Source organism: Pseudomonas sp. R5-89-07 (assembly GCF_003851685.1).
Lineage (GTDB): Bacteria > Pseudomonadota > Gammaproteobacteria > Pseudomonadales > Pseudomonadaceae > Aquipseudomonas.
In genome coordinates, this window is record NZ_CP027727.1 from 3,780,035 (window position 1) to 3,800,951 (window position 20,917).

Sequence of the window (20,917 nt, forward strand, 5' to 3'; positions counted from 1 at the left end):
CAGCGCCCCTAATACCCTGTCATTTCCAAATACCCCACCCCACCATCAAACTTCACCGGCCCTTCCCAGTAGGGAATTCCCAAGCCCATCCAGGCCTTGGGGTTGACGGCTTCGGTGGTGATGTCCAGGTGTTTGCCAGGGATTTTCAGCGACCAGCGCGTGGGAATGCTGCGCCCGGCAATGGCGGTACTGGCCAGCGGCGCGAGTTGGATATCGGCGTTGTGCAGGGTTTGCGTGTGGCCTTGGGCATTGATCCAGGTGCCGGTGAGGTAGCCGCCGCCGTCCTTCTGCCGCACGCGAAACAGCATCAGGTGTTCGCCTCGGTCAAGGTGCAGGGAGAACCAGTCCCAGCCGGTCTGGCTCGCGGCCAGCGGCTGGCTGCTCCATTCGCGGTCCAGCCAGGCGGGGCCGCTGACCTGGTAGGTCTGGCCGTCAATGCTGAGGCTGCCGCTGGCGGTAAAGAACGGCTGACTGTAGTAGTAGGACGCCTGGCCCTGGTCGGACTTGCGGCTGTAGCCGTTATCGCCCTGCAACACCAGCGGGCGGCTGGAGGTCAATTGCAGGTCGTAGGCGAACTGCGCGCCGCTGGCCTTGAGCTGCATGTCGGCCAGGGGGCTGGCCGCGCCAGAACGGGTGGCGAAGTTCCAGTCGTCGATCCAGGCGTTGAAGGGCTGCGCCTGCGCCCCGGCCTGGCCGACACCGCCACGGGCGAAGCGCTCGGCGGCGTAGTGCCGGGTGGCGGAGGTGACGGCGGCATGTCCGAGCCAGATGGTTGGGTCGCGCCAGCCCGGTTGCGTCGGACCCGCGTTCACCGCATTGCGAAACAAGGTCCATTGCACGCCGAAGGCATTGCCTTGGGCGTCCTTGAGGTTGGCGGTGACGTACCACCATTCGATGCGAAAGCCTGGATGAGGGCCGTGGTCTTCAGGAAAGGTGAAAACTTTGCCGGGCACCACCTGCACAAAGTCCGCTGCATCACTGCCCAGGCCGGCGAAGCCCTCTTCGGGGGCCGGTGCCTGGTCGCACGCGGCCAGCAGCAGCAAAACCGCCCACCCCAACGCTTTAATCTTCATGGGCAAACGTCCTCAACAAGTCCGCCGGGCGGCTGCGATACAGTTGCCACAACGGCCAGGCCGAGGCGAGCAACGTGGCAAGCATCGCCAGCCCCATCAACTGCGCCAGTTGCCACGGGAACACCTGCAACGGCAGGCGCCAGCCAAAGGCTTGCACGTTGATCACCGCATCCAGGCACCACGCCAGCAGCAGCCCCAAAGGCAACGCCAGCAGCAGGGTGAGTACTGCCAGCAGCCAGGTCTGGCCGAGGTTGAGCAGCATCAGTTGGCGGCGCGTCACCCCCAACGCCCACAACGGCGCCAGTTGGCCGAGGCGGCTCTGGCTCTGGGTCAGCAGGCTGATGAACAGCGCCACCCCCGCCACGCCCAGGGTCAGGCTGTTGAGCGCGGCAGTGGCGGCGAAGGTGCGTTCGAATACCTGGCTGGACCAACCCTTGAGTTGCTGTTGATCGACGATGCGGCCGTCTTCCAGGGCAAATTCACCCTGCACCTGGGCGATCAGCGGCGGCACATCCTGCGGCGCCACGCGCAGGTTGAAACGCACCGGCGACAGCGTCGGCCAGTGCGCCAACAGGTGTTTGGCGTTGACCAGCAGATGGCCCTTGGGGTTGCCGTAATCGGCGTAGATCCCGACGATCCTGGGTGCCCAAGAGCCCTGGGGCGTGGGGACTTGAACCGTGTCGCCCAGCCGTACACTCAAGCGCCGCGCCAGTTGCTCGCTGAGCATTACGCTGTCGTCCTGCAGCAGACGGTCCCAGGGCGTGCTCGCCGCCTCCAGCAACGGCCAGTGCTGGCGATAGGTGGGGTCGTCGACCACGCCGAACACCTCCGCCGGCCAGCCCTGCAGCTGCACCGCGACCTGCCAACTGGGCAGCACTGCCTTCACCCGCGGTTGGTGCGCAAGCCAGGCCTGCAGTTGCTCGGCCTGGGCCGGATTTTGCGGGTTGAGGTACAGCTCGGCGGTAAGGCGCTGTTCCAGCCAATTATTGAACGTGCTGCGAAAACCCGAGGTCATGGAGCCCGCGCCGATGTTTGCCGCCAGGGCCAGCAGCAGCGCCATCAGCGCCAGGCTCAAGGCCGGCAGTTGCTGGCGACAGTCGGCGAGGAACCATTGGCCCAGCACCGAACGGCTGCGCCCCAGTACACCCTTCAACAGCGCATTGAGCAATACCGGTAAGCCGAGGGCCGCGCCCAGCAGCAAGGCTGCCATCAGCACAAACCCGGCCGCCAGGCTATTGCCCCAGCCCAGCGCCAGCAAGGCGATGAGCAGGGCCGCAGCCGCCACCCAGCCCTGGCGCCGCAACCAACGACCGTGGGCCTCGTGCCAGGCCTGGGCATTGGCCAACGCCAGCAACGGCAGGCGTGCCGCACGCCACAGACTGCTGGCCCCGGCGAGCAGCGCACCGAGCAGGCTCAACCCCAGGCCGGCAAGCCACCACCACGGGCTCAAGCTCAGTTGGCCGGCGACTTCGGCGCCGTAAAGGCCTCGCAAGCTGGCAGCCACGTCCGGCAACAGCAGGCTGGCGAGCAGGTAACCGCTGGCCACACCGAGCACGCCGCCGAGCAGCGCCAAAAAGCCCAGCTCCACGCCCAGGCTGAGGATCAGCATGCGTGCGCTGACACCGCAGGCGCGCAAGGTGCGCAGCAGGCCCCGACGTTGCTCCAGCGCCAGGCCGATGGCCGCGTGCACGATAAACAGCCCCACCACGAAGGACAAAAAACCCAACGCGTCGAGGTTCAAGTGAAAGCTTTCGGTGAGGCGCGAGAGGTTGTTGTCGTCGCCCTGCTTGAGTTGCAGCCCGGCAGGCGGCTCGGGATGACGGGCGGCAAAGCTTTTGTCCAGCAGCAGGCGCGACAGTCGCTCGGGCATGTTGAGCAAGGGTTGGGCGAAGCCGATATCGGTGAGCAGCATGCCGGGGGCCATGTCCGGCTGAACCTGCAACGGCGGCAGGCGTTGCCCGTCAACGGTCAGCGGTTGTTCGCCGGCGTGCAAGCCAAGCGCCCGCACCGTTTGCGCGGCAATCCAGGTGCGCCCCGGTGCCTCGAAGAACGCCAGTATCTGGGCCTGGCTCAGGCGTTGCCCCGCCACACTGCCGCTGCCGGGTAACGATACCGGCTCGATGCCCATCAACTGCAGGCGCTGTTCTTCATGCCCCTTGAGCACTATGCGGCCCTGCACTACCGGTGACACCGGCCACCCGGCACGGCGCAGGTCGGCGAACCACGCCTGGGGGAACCCGGCACCGTCCGGCGCGCTCAAGCTGGCTTGCGGTTCGCCGCCGATCAGTTGGCTGGCGCGCGCGTAGCCGTCCCGCGCCTGGCTGTTGAGCGCCTGCACCCCGGTCAGTAACGCGGTGGCCAGCCACAGGCCGGTCAGCACGCTGAAAAACTGCACCGGGTGGCGCCGCCAATGGCTTAACAGCGCACGCAGCGCCCAGTAGAACACCGCCATCTCAGCGCGGGTCCATCGGCACGACGCGGCCATGGTGCAGCACCACTTGCTGGTCCAGGCGCGCGGCGAGACGCGGGCTGTGGGTGACCATCAACAGGCTGGTGGGGCTGTCGCGCAACAAGTCGAGCAGCAACTGCAGCACCTCGTCGCTGGTGGTTTCGTCCAGGTTGCCGGTGGGCTCATCGGCCAACAGCAAACCGGGGCGGGACGCCAGCGCGCGCCCCACCGCCACCCGCTGCTGCTGGCCGCCGGACAACTGTTCCGGGTAACGCTTGAGCAAGTCGCCCAATCCCAGGCGCTCTACCAACTGTGCTTGCCACTGCGGATCGAAACGCCCGGCCAGGCGCGCTTGGAACGCCAGGTTGTCTTCGACCCGCAAGCTGCCGATCAGGTTGAACTGCTGGAACACCAAGCCGATTTCAGTACGTCGCCAATGGGCCAGTTGCCCTTCGCTGAGGCGATCCAGGCGCTGGCCGCCGATCAGAATGCTGCCGCCATCCACGCGGTCCAGTCCGGCCACCAGGTGCAGCAACGTACTTTTGCCACTGCCCGACTCGCCCATCAGCGCCAGGCTGCTGCGCGTCCCGAGGTGCAGGTCGACGCCTGCCAGAACGGCCAGCGGACCTTGGGGGGTCGCGTAGTTTTTCACAACACCTTCTACCTGCAACATACGAACGCTCGGGTTAAGGACTGCAAACGAGAATAACGGCTGCGCGGCGGTCCTACGCAATTTTTTCACATTGATTTCACCGCTTGCCCACCCCCCACACTTTAAATTCTCGGCCCAGGCACCATTAACCGAACACTTTTAAGTTGGCCCACGCGATGTTTCTTAATATTCATATGTTCAGCTAAAAGACAGCAGCCGTATGAAAGGCTTTAGCGCCACTAAGGGCCTCTGCCGTATTAGTTGCGTGCGTCGTTTAACAACAAAACAATCACTCGTGCCGATGGTGAACAGCGTGGCAGACATTACCCTGACCAAACCCCAACGGGCCAGGTTAAAACGCCTGAAAAAATACCGCGTTCCGGTGGCGGGCATCGTCGTATTCGCACTGCTGATGACCGTTTTCTTATTCTGGCCAAGGTCACCTGAGGACCTGGGCATCGGCAATCGCCTGGTCACCTCTGGCGTGCTGGCTAGCTGGCGCAACGGCGACCTGGTCGTGCTGGTGCGTCATGAGGAGCGCTGCGACCGTTCGGGCAATCCCTGCTACGGTCCGGCCGACGGCCTGACGATCAATGGCACGCAAAGCGCGGCCGATCTGGGTAAAGCCTTTGAAACACTGGGCATGGAGCGCACCGACGTGCTCAGTAGCCCCACCACGCGCACGGCGCAGACGTCGCTGTTCATGTTCGGCAAGACCGAGCTTTCCCCTGGCCCCCTCGCCATTTGCGGCGAAGCCATGGGCGAGGAAATCCTCAGCCATAAACAGGCGGATCGCAACCTGATGCTGATCACCCATAGCGCCTGCATGAGTGATTTCCAAGATGCACTTGGCTATCCCCATGCGCAGGCCGCCGAATATGGCAGCGCCCTCTTCGTGCAGGTATTACCCAACGGCAAACTCAAGGCGCTGGGCACTATGCAAAGCCAGGAATGGGCGGCCGCACTGAAGCAACTTTAAATACACTTTTTTACATATTAGTAAGTATTGCGTTCAGCAAGACGACAGCCCGCGTCTGGCATTTTAAGTGCGCCTGTTAGTTCAGGACGCCCTAACTCCCAATGAATTAGTGACTCTCTTGATGCTAGACGCCGTTATCTATTTTAATTTCGCACCTGCGACCGAACGTCAAGGAGAGACGTTTTGATGAGCCGGTTAAAGCCCTTACCAGTGCTATTGCTTGGCCTTGTCATTTTCCTTGTGCTGCCGTTGGGTCTACACGGCTTGTGGATTCCAGATGAAACCCGCTACGCCCAGGTCAGCCAGGAAATGCTGATGAGCGGCAACTGGGTCGCGCCGCACTTCATGGGCGTGCGCTATTTCGAGAAACCGGCCGCGGGGTATTGGCTGATAGCCCTGGGCCAGGCCGTGTTTGGCGAGAACCTGTTCGGCGTGCGTATCGCCTCCGTCCTGACCACGGCGTTGAGTGTACTGCTGGCCTACGTGGTTGCACGCCGCCTGTGGAACGAGCCGCGTAAAAGCTTCGCCTGCGCGCTGCTCTACATGAGCTTTGGCCTGGTAGCCGGGCAAGCGGGCTACTCCAACCTCGATCCGCAATTCACCTTTTGGGTCAACCTGAGCCTGGTTGCGCTCTGGTTTGCACTCGACAGCCCCACGCCACGCGCTCGTCTGGGTGCCTGGGCACTGCTGGGGCTGGCCTGCGGCATGGGCTTTTTGACCAAGGGCTTTCTGGGGTGGCTGCTGCCGGTGCTGATCGCCGTGCCCTACCTGGTCTGGCAGCGACGCGTCGGCGAACTGCTGCGGTACGGCCCTCTGGCGATCCTGGTCGCATTGCTGATCTGCTTGCCGTGGGTGTTGGCGGTCCATCTGCAGGAACCTGATTACTGGCGTTTCTTTTTCTGGCATGAACACATCCGCCGCTTCGCCTCGGACACTGCGCAGCATGCGCGGCCGTTCTGGTTTTTCCTGCCGATCATGGTGGTGGCCTGCCTGCCCTGGTCAGCTTTGTTGCCCAGCACCCTGTTCAAGGCCTGGCAAGACAGACGCCAGCCCGCCATCGCCTTTCTTGCGCTGTGGCTGTTGCTGCCCCTGGGCTTTTTCAGCCTGAGCAGCGGCAAGCTGCCGACCTACATCATGCCGTGCCTGTTACCTTTGGCGCTGCTGATGGGTCATGCCTTGATCGACCTGATCGACCAACACCAGACCCGCGCGATCTTCATCAACGGCGCGCTCAACTTCGTCCTCGGCATGGCGGCGATGGTGACGCTGATCTACCTGCAGATCGCCAAACCGGTCTACAGCAACAGCCACGCCGAGATGTTCAGCCTGTCCCTGACCTTTATCGTGCTGCTCGGCTGGATCCTGGTCAACCTGCTGCAAGCGATGCGCCCGTTGACCCTCTGGGCAATGCCGGCGCTGGGGATCGGCCTACTGGTGGCGCTGCTGCCGGCGGGCATGCCGCAGATTATCGCGGCGAACGAAATGCCCGACCAGTTCGTGCTTGAACATCTGGATGAACTGCAACACACCCATGCTTTGCTGAGTAACGACCTGGGCGCGGCGTCGGCCCTGGCATGGCGCCTGCGCCAGCCGCAGGTGGCGTTCTACAACACCGCGGGCGAACTGCGCTACGGCCTGGACTACGCGGATTCGCAGCAGCGCAAGGTCACCCTGGACAGCGTGCAGTCCTGGCTGAGCGAGGCCCGTCAGCAGGGTTCGGTCGGCGTACTGATGCGCGTCATGAGCACCAGCGAACACCTTGAGGAAGGCCAACTGCCGCCCGGTGGCAAGCGCTACCGCAAGGGCGACCTGGTACTGACGATTTACCCCCAACAACCTTGATCGCCCGACAGGAACAACCCATGAGATTCTGGAAAACCGAACGCGGCGCCCTGGCGTTATTGCTGGGCGTCTCGGCCTTGCTCTTGCTGCTGGGCCTGGGCAGTCGCGAGCTGTGGGGGCCAGAAACGCGCTGGGCAAACATCGCCCTGCAGATGCTGCAAAGCGGCGACTACTTCGATCCGTATCTGAAGGGCACACCCTATTACGACAAACCCCTGCCCTCCTACTGGCTGATCACCGGCTTCGCCAACCTGATGGGCGGCCTCGGCCCGTGGTCACTGCGCCTGTCATCGGTGATCGCGGCCTGGCTGAGCATCTGGCTGGTGTACCTGATCGGCGAACAGCTGTTTCGCAAAGGCACCGGTCTGATTGCCGGCTGGATGCTCGCCACCACCTTCTACTTTCTGTTCTGGGCCCGCGTGGCCACGGCCGATGTGCTGACCGTGTGCGGCGTGCTGGCGGCGCTCTGGTGGTACTGGCGAGGGCCGGACGACACCCGGCTGGGGCGTTACACCGTATTCTTCCTGCTGCTGGCGGCAACGTCGCTGTTCAAGGGCCTGATCGGCTTCGTGCTGCCGGGGCTGGCGCTGCTGCCGCATCTGCTCAGCGAACACCGCTACAAACGCCACCTCAACCTGCGATTGCTACTGGCCCTGCTCATTGCCGGCGCGTTCTACGCCATTCCCTTCATACTGTCGCACCTCTATGGCGCGCCTACCTATGGCGAGAGCGGCCTGGAACTGGTGTTTCGCGAAAACGTGGTGCGCTTCTTCGACCCCTTCGACCACATGGGCCCGATCTACACCTACCTGATCTACCTGCCGGTCTACACCCTGCCATGGGCGCCGTGCTGGATACTCGGCGCATGGCTCGCCCTGCGTCACTGGCGCCGCACGCCGCCCAACGTGCGCTGGCTGGTGTGGAGCCTGGGCCTGTTGTTCGTCTTCTTCACCGCCAGCGGCAGCCGACGCAGTTACTACGTACTGCCCCTGGTGCCCTTCGCACAGTTACTCGCCGCCTGGTGGCTGAGCGAACACCTGCGCCAACACCCGGCCAGTTGGCCGCGCTGGCAAAAAAGCTTCGGCATTGCCGCCGGCCTGCTGGTGTTGGTGCTGGGCGTGATCTACCCCTGGACCACGCGCAACGGCGGCGTGACCCGCTTCGCCGAGGACGTCCAAGCCCAGGCGATGAAGAGCTCGCCCTGGAACCAATGGCAACTGGTACTGGTTGAAGTGGACAACAAACTGCCGATGTACTTGCAGAACGGCGGCAAACCGTTCTACTACGTGAGCGAAACCCAGGACTTCCCGCGTCAGGGCGACAGCGCCGCGTTCATGGCCTGGCTGGAAAAAACCAGCGGCCAGGGGTTTGATCCAAGGCACACGATTATCGTCGCGCAGTACTCCAAGGAAGATCCTGAGCCGTTGGCCTTTCTGGGGGTTGATCATCAGGTGGTCACTACGCAACCGGATAATGGGGAGCGGTTGTTTCAGAAAAGGTCGGGGGGGAGTGTGGCGTTTATTCCTGCAGGGCGTTGAAAGGCGGCAATGGCCCGGGGCCGCTTCGCGCCCCAGCGGGAGCAAGCTCCCTCGCCACAGGGGATGACCGGCGTGGGAACGATCCGCTAGCTGGCATTTCGTCATGACTTGTAAAGGGCCAGCAAGCCACATCTCTTTAAATTGCAGGACGTTTCCGAGACAATCCCCGCCGCCTTGTGCCGGTTGGAATCGGTGGCTAGTCTGCGGTCCGTCACTGCTCATCAGTGATCGGGTTTAGTCGCTCGGCATGTCACAAGGCGCATGGTCACATGGAGTTTTATGGTGGCTGTGCGCAGGGCGCCTTCGGGCGCGCCGGATTTCCTTGTGGCCGGTCGACTAACCTGCGTACAGCCGCCACCTTCGTTTAGTCGCGAAAGGCGTTGGCTCCGATACTCACAAGGAGTTACACCATGAACAAAGTCATCCCCGACCCACCCCTCGATCCCGCCAAAGACCGTGCCGCGTTCAACCGTGCCATCGACCATTATCTGCCCACCCAAGGCTTCCACAGCGTCAATGAAGACTTGAGCTTCGAAGATGCCCTGCTCTACACCGCCAGCTTGCTCGACAGTGCTTCAGCGACGGCGCTCGATTGTGGGGAGCTGCTGAGCAGCCCGGAGCGGGCGAAGATTCTGGCGGTGTGGCATTTGCTGGAGATCGCCAAGACCACCGTGGATCGCTCCATCGAGTGCATAAGGCCGTTGAAAACAACCTCATAACCTGTGGCGAGGGAGCTTGCTCCCGTGGGGGCGCGGAGCGACCCCGCTCTTTGTTTAAAAAGACTGGGGGCGCTGCGCGCTGCTTCTTAGCTGACGTGCGCTGATCCCACATCCTGGTTGGCTGTCAGGCCGCCATCGGGGGCAAGTCGAACCGTCGCACCGCCCCCCACATTTGGATCGCGGAGCGTCAGTTAGAGAGGCTTCGGCTGCTGAGCTGTCACAGGTTTAGGGCCGCGCTAAAGTTGTGTAGATACCTATGGCTATCGGGGCTCAATGTAGGAGCGAGCTTGCTCGCGAAAAACTTCCAGGCAACGCGTTCATTCTGGATAAACGCGGTGGCTCTGAGTTCTTCGCGAGCAAGCTCGCTCCTACAAAAAGCCTTAACTGACTGGCATTAGGGCAAGCCCCCTCCCACATTGGTTACCTTCCCCCTTCAGATTCGGCGTCGGCGGTTGAGGGCGGGGATGGCGGTTTCGGGTGCTTCCACACGTGGTACGTGCGCCACTGCGCGCGCCGCCAGTTGTGCCAGTGTCGGCTGGCTGAACAAGGTGCGCGCATCCACTTCCAGCCCGGCCTTGCGCAGGCGTGCCACCAGGTTGACCGCGAGCAGCGAGTGCCCGCCGAGTTCGAAGAAATGGTCGTGGCGCCCTACCCGTTCCAGCTTGAGTACCTGCGCCCAGATCGTCGCCATCAGGTTTTCCACTTCGCCTTGCGGGGCTTCGTAGGCGCGGCTCACCACGGCGTCCAGGCCCGGTTCCGGCAGGGCCTTGCGGTCGAGCTTGCCGGCCGGGTTGAGCGGCAATGCGTCGAGTTGCACGAAGGCGGCCGGCACCATGTATTCGGGTAATTGCTCCAGTACATGGGCGCGCAATGCGTCCAGGCTGGGGGCTGGCTCGCGCAGGGTGAAGTACGCGATCAGGCGCTCGTCGCGAATCAGCACCGCCACTTCGCGCAACGCGGGATGGGCGGCCAGGCGCGCTTCGATTTCGCCCAGCTCCAGGCGCACGCCGCGCAGTTTGACCTGGAAGTCGTTGCGCCCGAGGAATTCCAGGTTGCCGTCCGGCAGGTAACGCACCACATCACCGGTGCGATACAGCCGGTCACCGGCGACGAAGGGGCTGTCGATGAAGCGTTCGGCGCTCATCTGGGGCAGGCCCAGGTAGCCACGGGCGACGCCCACACCGCCGATGTGCAGTTGGCCGCTGATGCCCATTGGCACGGGCGCGTCGTGTTCATCCAGCACATACAGGCGGGTGTTGTTGATCGCCCGGCCGATCGGCAGTTGCAGCGCGGGCACGGGCGCGCCCGGTTCCAGGGTCCATGCGCTGCTGTCCACCGTGGCTTCGGTGGGCCCGTAGACGTTGTGCAACCGCACGCCGGGCAAGCGCGCCTGCACCCCGCGCGCCAGGGCTTCGGTCAGCTCGCCACCGCCGCACAGTATGTCAGTGAGGCTGGTGCACAGGGCTGACGCATCCAATTCAAGAAACTGTTGCAACATCGCCGGCACGAACTTGATCACGCTGATGTGCTGCTCGCGGATCAGCTGGGCCAGGTACGCCGGGTCTCGATGCCCGTCGGGCCGCGCCAGCACCAGGCGCATGCCTTGGGTCAGCGGCCAGAACAGTTCCCACACCGAACCGTCGAAACTGAACGGCGCGCGTTGCAACAAGGCGCCGCCGGGGGCCTGCGGGCACAACCGCGAGCCCCAGTGCATGAGGTTGCCCAGGCCGCGATGTTCGATCATCACGCCCTTGGGGGTGCCGGTGGAGCCGGAGGTGTACATCACGTAGGCCAGGTGATCCACGGTCAAACCCGGCACCACGGGGTTGTCGCTGGGTGCCTGCTGCCAGGTGCATGGGTCGAAATCGATCACTGGCACCGCCACGTCTCCCACAAGATCACGGGTGGCGGCCTGTACCAGCAGCGCCACCGGTTGGCTGTCTTGCAGCATGTAGGCCAGGCGCTCGCGGGGGTAGCCTGGGTCGAGCGGCACATAGGCACCGCCTGCCTTGAGAATCCCCAGCAGGCCCACCACCAGGTCCAACCCGCGCTCGACGCACAGCGCCACCCGCGCATCGGGCTTTACGCCGCGCTCGCGCAGCTGGAAGGCCAATTGATTGGCGCGCTGGTTGAGTTCGCGATAGGTCAGTTGCTGCGCACCCGCCTGCACCGCCACGGCATCCGGCCTTTGCTGCGCCTGGGCTTCGAACAGCGCCTGCACGGTGAGGGTGTCGGGGTAGTCGACCGCGGTGGCGTTAAAGTCCACCAGCAATGCCTGCAACTCGTGGGCGGGCAGCACCGGCACGTCGCGCAGCGCGGTGGTCGGCGCCTGTTCCAGCGCGTCGACCAGGCCGCCGAGCGCAGTCACGAGGTAGCCCAGCACGCGTTCAGCCCCCACTTTGCGCGGCGCCTTGGCCTTGAGCCGCAAGCCGCTGGCGATGTCGTCCACGGTGAGCATCAGCGGGTAACTGAGGATGTCCTCGCTGCTGAGCAAGGCGATGCCCGGCACCAGTTTCAGGTCCGGCTCGGCGCTGGTGTGACGGTAGTTGAGCAGGCTGTTGAACAGCGGCGCGGCGCTGCTGCAGCGTTGGGCCAGCGCCAGGGATGCCTGCTCATGCGCAAGCAAGGCACTCAGTTGGGCGTGGGTGTCCGTTACGGCCTCCACCACGCGTTGCCCGGCCAGGCGCAAGCGCAGCGGCAGGGTGTTGATGAACATGCCCAGGGCGCGGTCTGCCCCCTCGCCGGCTTGCAGGCGACCGAGCAACACGGTGCCGAACACCACGTCATCGCGGCTTGCAACGCGGCTGAGCACCTGCGCCCACGCCAGGTGGAACAGGCTGGCGACGCTGACCCCAGAGGCGCGAGCCTGGGCCCGCAGCCGCTGGTTGAGCGAGTCGTCAACCGCCTGCACGAACTCTTCGATTTCGGCCCGGTCTGCCTGGCGTTCCTGCAGACCGAAGGCCAGGGTCGGTGCGTCCACATCCGCCAGGCGCTCACGAAAGAACGCCTCATGCGCCGCTTGCCGCTGCGGTGAGCGGGTCTGCGCGACCACGTTGCGGTATGGCACAGGCACCGGCAACTGTGCGTGTTGCCCCAGCAGATGGGCGCGGATTTCATCCACCAGCACGGCGGTCGAGGTGGCGTCGTTGACCAGATGATGGAAGCGCAACCTGGCGACCCAGCGCGAGTGGTGCGGTTCTTCGGCGTAATCCAGGGCCATCAGCGGCGCGCGGCGCAAGTCCAGCGGCGGGGTGTGTTCATGCAGCGGTTCGACCGGCAACCGCGCTTGGCGCCACACCACTTGCATCGGCTGATCAAGGGCATCCCACACCAGGCTGGTGCGCAGGATGTCGTGGCGGTCGATCACCTGTTGCAGGGCCTGGGCAAACGCATCCAACTGCTCGCGGCGCGCAAAGCTGAACAGCGCATGCTGCTGGTACGGATCGCGCTCATCGGTGATGTGGTGATAGAGCAAGCCTTCCTGCAACGGCGCCAGCGGGTAGATCTCCTGCACGTTGGCGGCGCCACCGGGAATGCCGGCAACGATACGCTGCAGGCTGGGTTCGTCCAGATCGGCCAGGGCCAGCATGTCGGCCGTGATCCGCGTGCAACCGGCCGGGATGCGATTGGCCGGCACCGCCACTTCGCTGCCGACACTGGCCGCCGCCAGCGCTGCCAGGGTGGGCTGGCCGAACAGCACCTGCACGTCGGCCTGCAGGCCGGCTTCGCGCATGCGTTGCACCAGCTGCACCGCCAGCAGCGAGTGGCCGCCCAGTTCAAAGAAATGGTCTTGCCGGCCGACCTGTTGTACCTGCAGCAACTCGGCCCAGATCTGCGCCAAGGTGGTTTCGACACCCTCGTGCGGCGCCTCATAGCGGCGAGTGACGAAGGCCTGCTGGGTGGGTGCCGGCAGCGCCTTGCGGTCGAGCTTGCCGTTGGCGGTGAGCGGTAACGCATCAAGGCGCACGTAGGCGGCCGGCAGCATGTAATCGGGCAGCGAGGCTTGCAGGTGCGCGCGGAGGACTTCGATCTGCAGCGAATGATGCTGGATGAACCAGGCGAGCAATTGCCCGTCACGAAACTCCACTACGGCGGTTTTGATCGAGGGATGCGTCGCCAGGGCCGATTCGATTTCCCCCAGCTCGATCCGCACGCCACGAATTTTCACCTGGTCGTCATTACGCCCCAGGTACTCCAGCGTGCCGTCCGCCCGCCAGCGCGCCAGGTCTCCGCTGCGGTACATGCGGCCGCCGTTGAACGGGTCGTCGAGAAAACGTTCGGCACTCAGATCAGCGCGATTCAAGTAGCCGCGCGCCACGCCCTTGCCACCCACATACACCTCCCCCGCTGTGCCAATCGGCACCGGCCGTTGTTGCGCGTCCAGCAGGTACACGCGTGCATTGGCGATGGGCGCGCCGATGTGCAACGGCTGGCCGACGGCAACGCGCCCGGAGGTGGCGACCACGGTGGCTTCGGTGGGGCCGTAGTTATTGATCACGTCGAACGTCTGCGCCCGATTGAACCCGCGCAGGCGATCGCCGCCGATCAGCAAGGTGCGCAACGTGGGGTGCGCAAGGCGCTGGCTGAAGGCGTATTCGGCCACGGGCGTGGGCAGGAAACACACGTCCAGCGGCTGACTGCGCCACCAGTCGAGCAGCGCATCGATATCTTCCGCGCCGTCATGGGCGGGCGGCAGATGCAGGGTCGCGCCCACGCACAGCGCAGGCCAGACCTCCCAGGCCATCGCGTCGAAACCAAACCCGGCGATACTCGCGGTGTGGCTGCCCGCGTGCAGGTCGAAGGCCTGGCAATGCCAGTCCACCAGGTTGGACACGCTGTGGTGTTCGACCATCACGCCCTTGGGCAAGCCCGTGGAGCCGGAGGTGTAGATCACATAAGCGAGGTTGGACGCCGTCACCGAGGCCTGCGGGTTGCTGTCGCTGCCGGGGTCGCTGGAAGGTTCCAGCACAAGCACCGGCACCTCCAATGCCGGCAGGCGATGCAGTAAGTCGTGTTGAGTCAGTACCGCCACGGGCGCGCTGTCGTGCAGCAAGTAATTCACGCGTTCGGCGGGGTGCGCCGGGTCTATCGGCACATAGCAAGCGCCGGCCTTGAGCACCGCCAGCAACCCCGCCAAGGTCTCCAGGCCGCGCCGCGCCAGCACCGCCACGCGGTCATCCGGCTGCAGGCCATGGGCCAACAGTCGATGGGCCAACGCATTGGCTTGGCTGTTGAGCTGGGCGTACGTCAACTGCCGCCCCTGGTATACCGCCGCGACGGCCAGCGGTGTGCGCTCGGCTTGCGCCTCGATACGCCCGTGCAGGGTCTGCGGTGTGGCATTGGGTTGAGCGGTGGCGTTCCATTGCTGCAACCGGGCCCGGTCCCGCGGCGTCAACAAATCAAAGTTGCCCACCGTGAGCGTGGTGTCGGCCAGGCCCTGCTCCAACAACCCGGTCACGCACTGCGCCAACACCTGCACTTCGCTCTGCTCAAAGTACGCCTGGTTATAGACGCAATGCAGGCACGCGGTGTCCTGGTAACGGTTGCTGCGCAAGTGGATCGCGATCGGCAGCGGCTCATGGTGGTTGGACACCTTGACCGCCCGGGCCTGCACCTGGTCGTAGCGCAGGTCATGGTCGTCCTGCTCGAACGACACCGACAGGTCGAACAACTGGCCGCGGTCCGTACGCCGCAGTCCCAGCTCGCGGTTCATCTCGCTCAAGGGGAAACGCTGGTGGCGAAAGTCCTGCTTGAGCTGGTCACGCACCCCGCGCACCAACTCGCTGAAACTCATGGCCTCGCTGAACTGCAAACGTACCGCGCTGACCTGGGCGAACAAGCCGACCGTGGACCGAAAACGCGCGTTGGAGCGGTTGAGAATCGGCAGCCCCACCACCCACTCATCGCGCTGGCTGGTACGGGTGAAATACACATACAACGCCGCCAGCAACACATGGAACGCCGACGCCTGGTATCGGTTGGCGACCTGTTCCATACGGTTGAGCAGCGCCACCGGGAAGTCTTGCACGAAGGTGTTGCTCGCAGCCTTGGCGGTGTGCCTTGGGCTGAGCAGCGGCTCGGGCAACGCCTGGTATTTGGCCAGCCAATAGTCACGATCGCGGGCGTAGCGGGCCGATTGCAGGTAGCGCTGGTCGGTGTCGATAAAGTCGACATAAGACGGTGCCAACGCTTGCGTTTGCCCGCCGCGCTGCAGGGCGGTGTACAGCTGAGCAAGGGATTGCAGCATCTGGCCGAACCCCCAGCCATCGAGGATCAGGTGATGGGCCTGGGTGCCGAGGCGGTAATGATCGTCGTCGAGCTTGACCAGGAAAAACCGAAACAGTGGCTCGCCGCTCATTGCGTAGGGCCGGGCCATTTGCGCCTGCATCAAGGCCTGGGTAGCGGCCTCGGGGTCGGGCAACGCGCAGAAGTCGTATTGCGGCACGTCCACCGTCCATTCGGCGGTGAAGGTTTGCCGGGGCACGCCATTGGCGTCGCTGTGCAGCTGGGTACGCAATGCATCGTGCCGGGCCACCAGCAGCTCGACCGCGTGCTGGATCGACTCGGGTGCGATGGCGCCGGCCAGATCAACATAGCCGCCGATGTTGTACAGCGGCGAATCGCCCGCGCGTAGTTGGTCGAGCCAGATGTCCTGTTGTGCGGCGGTGAGGGGGAAGCTGGCCGGCAGACTGGAAAGTTGCGTCATAAGATCCTTCTCATGGGGGTCAGGCACTGGCCGCGCAGGGTCGCCCATTACCACGAATTGCCGGATTTGAGCATGCTGATGGGGTGGCGCCTGACACCCGAAACCCGGACATCCAAACGGATTGGGATGGGCATGACTGAGGGTTCACTGCTGAAACGATTAAAGGCTTGTAGGAAATTGGCCACACTCAGCCGACGTTAAATTTGAAAAATATTTTTAATTTTTAACATTTGCGTTTTTTATCAATGGCTTAGTCTGTGATGAACATTCAGGCATCTCCTTCGTGCAGCGAATTATCCGTAAGAAACGTCGAATTAATGACGCGGATTTTATGGCAGCGTATGTCCCTCGTTTCCGCTACATACGTAGGATTAATCGCTATGGCTAAATGAAATCTCGAACGCCGAGTTACGTTCAAGCAGTACGGAGCGCCCCGAACAGACCGAGGGCACCCGTTGACGGTTTTCGACATCAAGGATGAGATGGCTATGAGTCTGACCCGTAGTATTGCCGACACCCAGAGCCCACAGTTCTACGCCGAAATGGGCGAGCTGATTTCAAGCAGCGGCCAGGCACATTTCGCCGCCAACATGCTGCATCTGGTGGACAAATGGATACCGATTCATCTGGTGGACCTCAGCGAGTGGAGCCTCGATGAACTGCGTGACAGTGTTCTGGACATCAAGCTGCTTGGCAGCGCCGGCCTGAACAATGATCTACCCGCGCCCCAGACCCTGCATTCGCTCAATGACCATCCCCTGCTGCAACAGATGCTGCGCATGCAGGACCCGCTGTTGATCCAGATGAAAGCCAAGGCCGACAGCGCGCACCCGCGTGGCAGTTCGCACCAGTGCAACCTGGTCTCGCGCCAGGGTCATCGGCGCTGCGTGATTTCGCTCTACCGTCCGCCTGCCGAACGTGGGTTTTCCCTGGTTGAGCTGTCGTTTCTCAAATGCCTGTCCGACACCTTGCTTCCGCTGATGGAGCGGCATGTGCAGTTGCTGCGCCAAGCGCCGCACGCCGAGGTGGAACCGGGGCAAAACGTGCTGGAGCAATCGCAATTGCAGCGTGAGTTCTACAAGCGCCTATCGCTGAGCGACATCACGCTTTCGGCACGCGAGCAGGAAGTCTGCCTGGGCCTGTTGACGGGCGGCACCGTGCCGCAGATCGCGGAAAAACTCAGTGTGAAAAACAGCTCGATTGAGACCTACCTCAAACGCGCGGCCGCCAAGCTCGGCGTGAGTGGCCGACACGGCCTGGCCAAATGGATGGTGGGCGCCTGATGCACAAACGGATATTCACCGCCGTTGGCGTGGCCTGGATGCTCGGCGGGTGTTCGCTGATTCCTGAATACCAGCGGCCCGACGCGCCAGTGCCGACGCACTATCCCCAAGACGGGGTTTACCGCCAGGCGCAGGCCGGCACGCTGCCCCAGACATCTGATTGGCAGCAGGTTTTCCACGACGCAGCCCTGCAGCAGTTGATTGACGCTGCATTGGTCAACAACCGTGACCTGCGGGTTGCGGCGCTGAATGTGCAGGCGTTCCAGGCGCAGTATCGCATCCAGCGCGCCGACCTGTTCCCGGCGGTGTCCGCCACGGGGGCCGGCAAACGCCAGAAGTTGCCGGGGGCCGTGACTGGCACCGGCCAGTCGGCGATTACCTCAACCTATTCGGCGACCCTGGGCCTGAGCGCCTATGAACTGGACCTGTTCGGCCGCGTGCGCAGCCTCAGCGAACAGGCCATGCTGACTTACCTGAGTACCGAGCAAGCCCGGCGCAGCACACAATTGAGCCTGGTGGCCAACGTCGCCAACGCCTACCTGACGTGGCGTGCCGACCAGGAGCTGCTGGCCCTGGCCGCGCAGACCCTGGCCGCCAACGACCACAGCTGGCAGCTGACACGCCGCAGCCAAACCGCAGGCAAGGCCTCGGCCCTGGACGTGGTACAAGCACGCACCGCAGTGGAAAGTACCCGCGCCAGCGTGGCCCGCTACGAGCGCCAGGTGGCCCAGGACCTCAACAACCTCACCCTGCTGGTCGGCGGCCCGGTGGATGCCGACCTGCCCTCGCGTCCCCTGTCCGACGATCTGCTGGCCCGCGTGCCTGCGGGGCTACCCTCAGACCTGCTGCAACGGCGCCCGGACATCCTCCAGGCCGAACTCCAGTTGCAGGCGGCCAACGCCAATATCGGCGCGGCCAGGGCGGCGTTCTTTCCGTCGATCACGCTAACGGCCAACGCCGGCAGCACCAGCACGCAACTCTCGGGGTTGTTCAAGGGTGGCGCGGGCACCTGGACGTTTCAGCCGCAGATCAACCTGCCGATCTTCAACGCCGGCAGCCTGCGCGCCAGCCTTGACTACGCCAAGCTGCAGAAGGACATCACGGTGGCGCAGTACGAAAAGTCCATCCAGACCGCATTTCAGGAAGTCGCCGATGGCCTCGCGGCGCGCCAGACCTTCAACGAGCAGCTGGCCGCACAAAGGGACTTCGTCGCCGCCAACCAGCGCTATTACGACCTGGCCCAGCACCGCTACCGCAGTGGCGTCGACAGCAACCTGACCTTTCTCGATGCGCAGCGCTCGTTGTTCAGTTCACAGCAGGCGCTGATTGTCGATCGACTGGCGCAACTGGTCGCGGAGGTGAATGTGTATACCGCGCTGGGAGGTGCGTGGAGCGAGCCACCGGGTCTGGCGATCACGCGTTAGAGCAACTTCAGGCCAATGACGGAATGGCTGTTCCAGTCACGCTTGTCCAGTGGCTGCTTATCCCCGTAATAGTCAATAAAGCCGCCAACGACCGCCATGGAATGAAATGCGCTGGCGAGGGTGCCGATGGCTCCGTTGCGCAAGTCCTCGAGCGTTGCGGGGGCAACGAAGTCCTTCAGGCCCAGGCGGCGCAGCGCCTGCCCCGGATACTCGCCATCATTCAAACTGTGCATCGCAGTGGCGAAACTCTGATTGGCCACGCCGTCGTTGTTTTCCAGATACGCGCGCTTGGCGCTGACTGCATATAAGAAGTGCGCGTTGACCAGTACATCATTGGGCCGGGCGGCGCCGAAATTTGCACCGGCCCTGGCCTGTTCCAATTCGCCATGCGTGATGTCCAGTTTGAACCCGTCACGCATGACGACACGATAGCCGGTGTCGGTAGCCTGTACTGACGTGTAAATACCGTGAGGGTTATGACCGAACTTCATCATGGCGGCTTTAATGGCGGATACCGTTACGCAATTGCCTTCGGTCAACTGATAGAAATCCTGGAAGATATCATTGGGTTTGACGCCCGTATTCTCGCGTGTGCCTTTTAGAAACTTATCGTGATTATCAACCCGCCGTTCATTCACTGAAGCATTATCGTAAGGCGCAGGTTTTACTTCGACTGCCGGTTTAAACCGCGCGGATAACAGGGCTAATAAACGCTCCAACTCACCCACCAGGCAACTCAACTGCTCAACTGTTCCGGTGGGTGCAGCCTTAACGGAAGAACCTGGAGAAATAACCGCACCGCTCGCCTCTAAAAGGCCAGCGACAGCATAATTAACGTTAGACACTAACATCTTCAATCACTCATAACGGGCAAAAAAAAGGCGCACGAAACTTCAGCGCCATGAACACTGCGGCCGACTGCTTTACTGATAACCAGCCGATTTAATAGGCTGTCTGACTCAATCTCGTAGCGTGACGACCTTCAGTGAGGGCGAGACTGGCTTGTTGTATAACTGCCCCTCCATGGCCCCCTCAAAGATGGCACCATTTTTGGTTCTCCCGCCTTTATCCAATGGCACCCCGACGCGCGCCCCCAATGTTCCGGCTTCAACGACCTGAATATGCTCTTTCAGCCCCAGGTACGACAACGCCGTATTGCCGTCGATGCCCTGCCCCGCGCCCGCCAGCACACCCGGAAAAGTACGGTGGGCATGGTAGGCACTGTCTGTGCCGTACAGTTTGAAGAACGGGTCCGTTGCGTTGTTGCGCTCCAGTTCCATGTGTTGACGCTTGCTCATCACCCCAAATAGAAATTGCGCATCCTTGACCATGCTTTCATCAGCACCGCTGAATTTTGCCGCCTTGGCCGCCAGTTGAAGCTCCTCACGGGTGATATGAAGGCTAAAGCCATCTTTCATCGTAACGTTGTAGCCGTCCCCACTCTCGACGACGTCCTTGAACACCCCGGCAGGGCTTTGCCCGAAGGTGGCCATGGCGACTTTAATCGCCGCGACATGCTCTTCTCTTCCCATCGTGCCCACGTAGGGATAATTCTCGTACGTGGCGCGCAGCCCATTGCGCAGATCATCGGGCTTTTGCCCCTTGGTTTTTTCCGACAAAAACGTGTTCGATAGCACCCTGTGTTTATCGGAAAACATGTCAATAAGTTCGCTATCAAAAGCGCTTCGGCTACTGGCCAGATCCGACCGATTCATGAACGGCGCCAATTGTTCTTTCCATACACCCTGACTGGGTTGCACGGTCTCGGGGGCCGGCGCGACATCGATCCGGGGCGTGGGAATGACATTCACCAATGGCTTGGGTATCACGGCGACGGGCGGCCGTGGCGCAGGTAGCGCATTCTCCTCGTTCATCCATGTTTTAAGGCTTGTCACGAGCGTGCCGAGTAATGTCAATAGTTCAGTCATTGCCCGGTCATTACTGCTCGACTGTGCAGTTTGGCCTATTCCAGGGTGCGCCGGCACTTGTCCAAAACGATTGAATCGGTCGGTAGTTGAATGATCCGGTGTTTTATCCAGCTGCCCGGAAGTTGCATAGGCGCTGTAAGCATGCCCGTTGCCAGACGTATTAAGCGTGACCATTGTGTTTAGCCTCATTAATCAAAGGATGGGAACCACACTTGCCAACCGTCACCGTCGGTCATTGAATCCGGCAAGCTTTCATGCGTGGCAAGTCGGTGAGAAAGGTTCCTGATATCCCAGAGGCAACAGGTAACAACGTCCTTCTATTTC

Annotated in this window: 12 protein-coding genes; 6 read left to right on the plus strand and 6 right to left on the minus strand. The window is 62.7% G+C overall.

Annotated features, from left to right (window positions below; all coding sequences use genetic code 11):
• Positions 1-8: 8 nt before the first annotated feature.
• The 3 genes from C4J94_RS17245 to C4J94_RS17255 are packed head-to-tail and all read right to left on the minus strand — an operon-like array spanning position 9 to position 4,195.
• A complete protein-coding gene (locus C4J94_RS17245; protein ID WP_124387283.1) occupies positions 9-1,073 on the minus strand; it encodes a lipocalin-like domain-containing protein in 1,065 nt (354 codons plus the stop codon).
• The gene (locus C4J94_RS17250) at positions 1,063-3,525 is read right to left on the minus strand and encodes an FtsX-like permease family protein (RefSeq protein WP_124389003.1); all 2,463 of its coding nucleotides are present in this window, start codon (positions 3,523-3,525) and stop codon (positions 1,063-1,065) included. Before C4J94_RS17250 ends, C4J94_RS17245 begins: the two co-directional genes overlap by 11 nt.
• A gap of 1 nt (position 3,526) precedes the next feature.
• A complete protein-coding gene (locus C4J94_RS17255) occupies positions 3,527-4,195 on the minus strand; it encodes an ABC transporter ATP-binding protein (RefSeq protein ID WP_124387284.1) in 669 nt (222 codons plus the stop codon).
• A gap of 280 nt (positions 4,196-4,475) precedes the next feature.
• Here C4J94_RS17255 and C4J94_RS17260 point away from each other — a divergent pair, with 280 nt between their 5' ends.
• The 4 genes from C4J94_RS17260 to C4J94_RS17275 all read left to right on the plus strand — a co-directional run bounded on the left by C4J94_RS17260 (position 4,476) and on the right by C4J94_RS17275 (position 9,252).
• Complete coding sequence (locus C4J94_RS17260; protein WP_164485617.1) at positions 4,476-5,153, plus strand: histidine phosphatase family protein; 678 nt, start codon at positions 4,476-4,478, stop codon at positions 5,151-5,153.
• Between the two features lie 186 nt (positions 5,154-5,339).
• Positions 5,340-6,995 (plus strand): lipid IV(A) 4-amino-4-deoxy-L-arabinosyltransferase, encoded by a 1,656-nt coding sequence (gene arnT / locus C4J94_RS17265; RefSeq protein ID WP_124387285.1) that lies wholly within the window; start codon positions 5,340-5,342, stop codon positions 6,993-6,995.
• A 20-nt stretch (positions 6,996-7,015) separates the two neighbouring features.
• Positions 7,016-8,533, plus strand: coding sequence for a glycosyltransferase family 39 protein (locus C4J94_RS17270; protein WP_124387286.1), 1,518 nt, complete (start codon positions 7,016-7,018; stop codon positions 8,531-8,533).
• Positions 8,534-8,943: 410 nt separating this feature from the next.
• On the plus strand, positions 8,944-9,252 hold the full coding sequence (locus C4J94_RS17275) for a DUF6124 family protein (RefSeq protein ID WP_124387287.1): 309 nt from the start codon (positions 8,944-8,946) through the stop codon (positions 9,250-9,252).
• A 433-nt stretch (positions 9,253-9,685) separates the two neighbouring features.
• On the opposite strand, the gene C4J94_RS17280 is transcribed toward C4J94_RS17275, so the two are convergent.
• On the minus strand, positions 9,686-15,958 hold the full coding sequence (locus tag C4J94_RS17280; RefSeq protein WP_124387288.1) for a non-ribosomal peptide synthetase: 6,273 nt from the start codon (positions 15,956-15,958) through the stop codon (positions 9,686-9,688).
• Between the two features lie 488 nt (positions 15,959-16,446).
• Between C4J94_RS17280 and C4J94_RS17285 the strand changes: the two genes are divergently transcribed.
• Together C4J94_RS17285 and C4J94_RS17290 are read left to right on the plus strand one after the other, a co-directional pair.
• Positions 16,447-17,241: a helix-turn-helix transcriptional regulator gene (locus tag C4J94_RS17285; protein ID WP_124387289.1), complete on the plus strand. Its 795-nt coding sequence runs from the start codon at positions 16,447-16,449 to the stop codon at positions 17,239-17,241.
• A complete protein-coding gene (locus C4J94_RS17290) occupies positions 17,241-18,665 on the plus strand; it encodes an efflux transporter outer membrane subunit (RefSeq protein WP_124387290.1) in 1,425 nt (474 codons plus the stop codon). The genes C4J94_RS17285 and C4J94_RS17290 overlap by 1 nt, the downstream gene beginning before the upstream one ends.
• Here the strand turns inward: C4J94_RS17290 and C4J94_RS17295 are convergent.
• Both C4J94_RS17295 and C4J94_RS17300 read right to left on the minus strand, forming a co-directional pair.
• Positions 18,662-19,516: a hypothetical protein gene (locus C4J94_RS17295; protein WP_372240835.1), complete on the minus strand. Its 855-nt coding sequence runs from the start codon at positions 19,514-19,516 to the stop codon at positions 18,662-18,664. The two genes, C4J94_RS17290 and C4J94_RS17295, sit on opposite strands and share 4 nt — an antisense overlap.
• Before the next feature lie 108 nt (positions 19,517-19,624).
• Positions 19,625-20,593, minus strand: coding sequence for a type III secretion protein (locus C4J94_RS17300; RefSeq protein ID WP_256657545.1), 969 nt, complete (start codon positions 20,591-20,593; stop codon positions 19,625-19,627).
• Between the last annotated feature and the right edge of the window lie 324 nt (positions 20,594-20,917).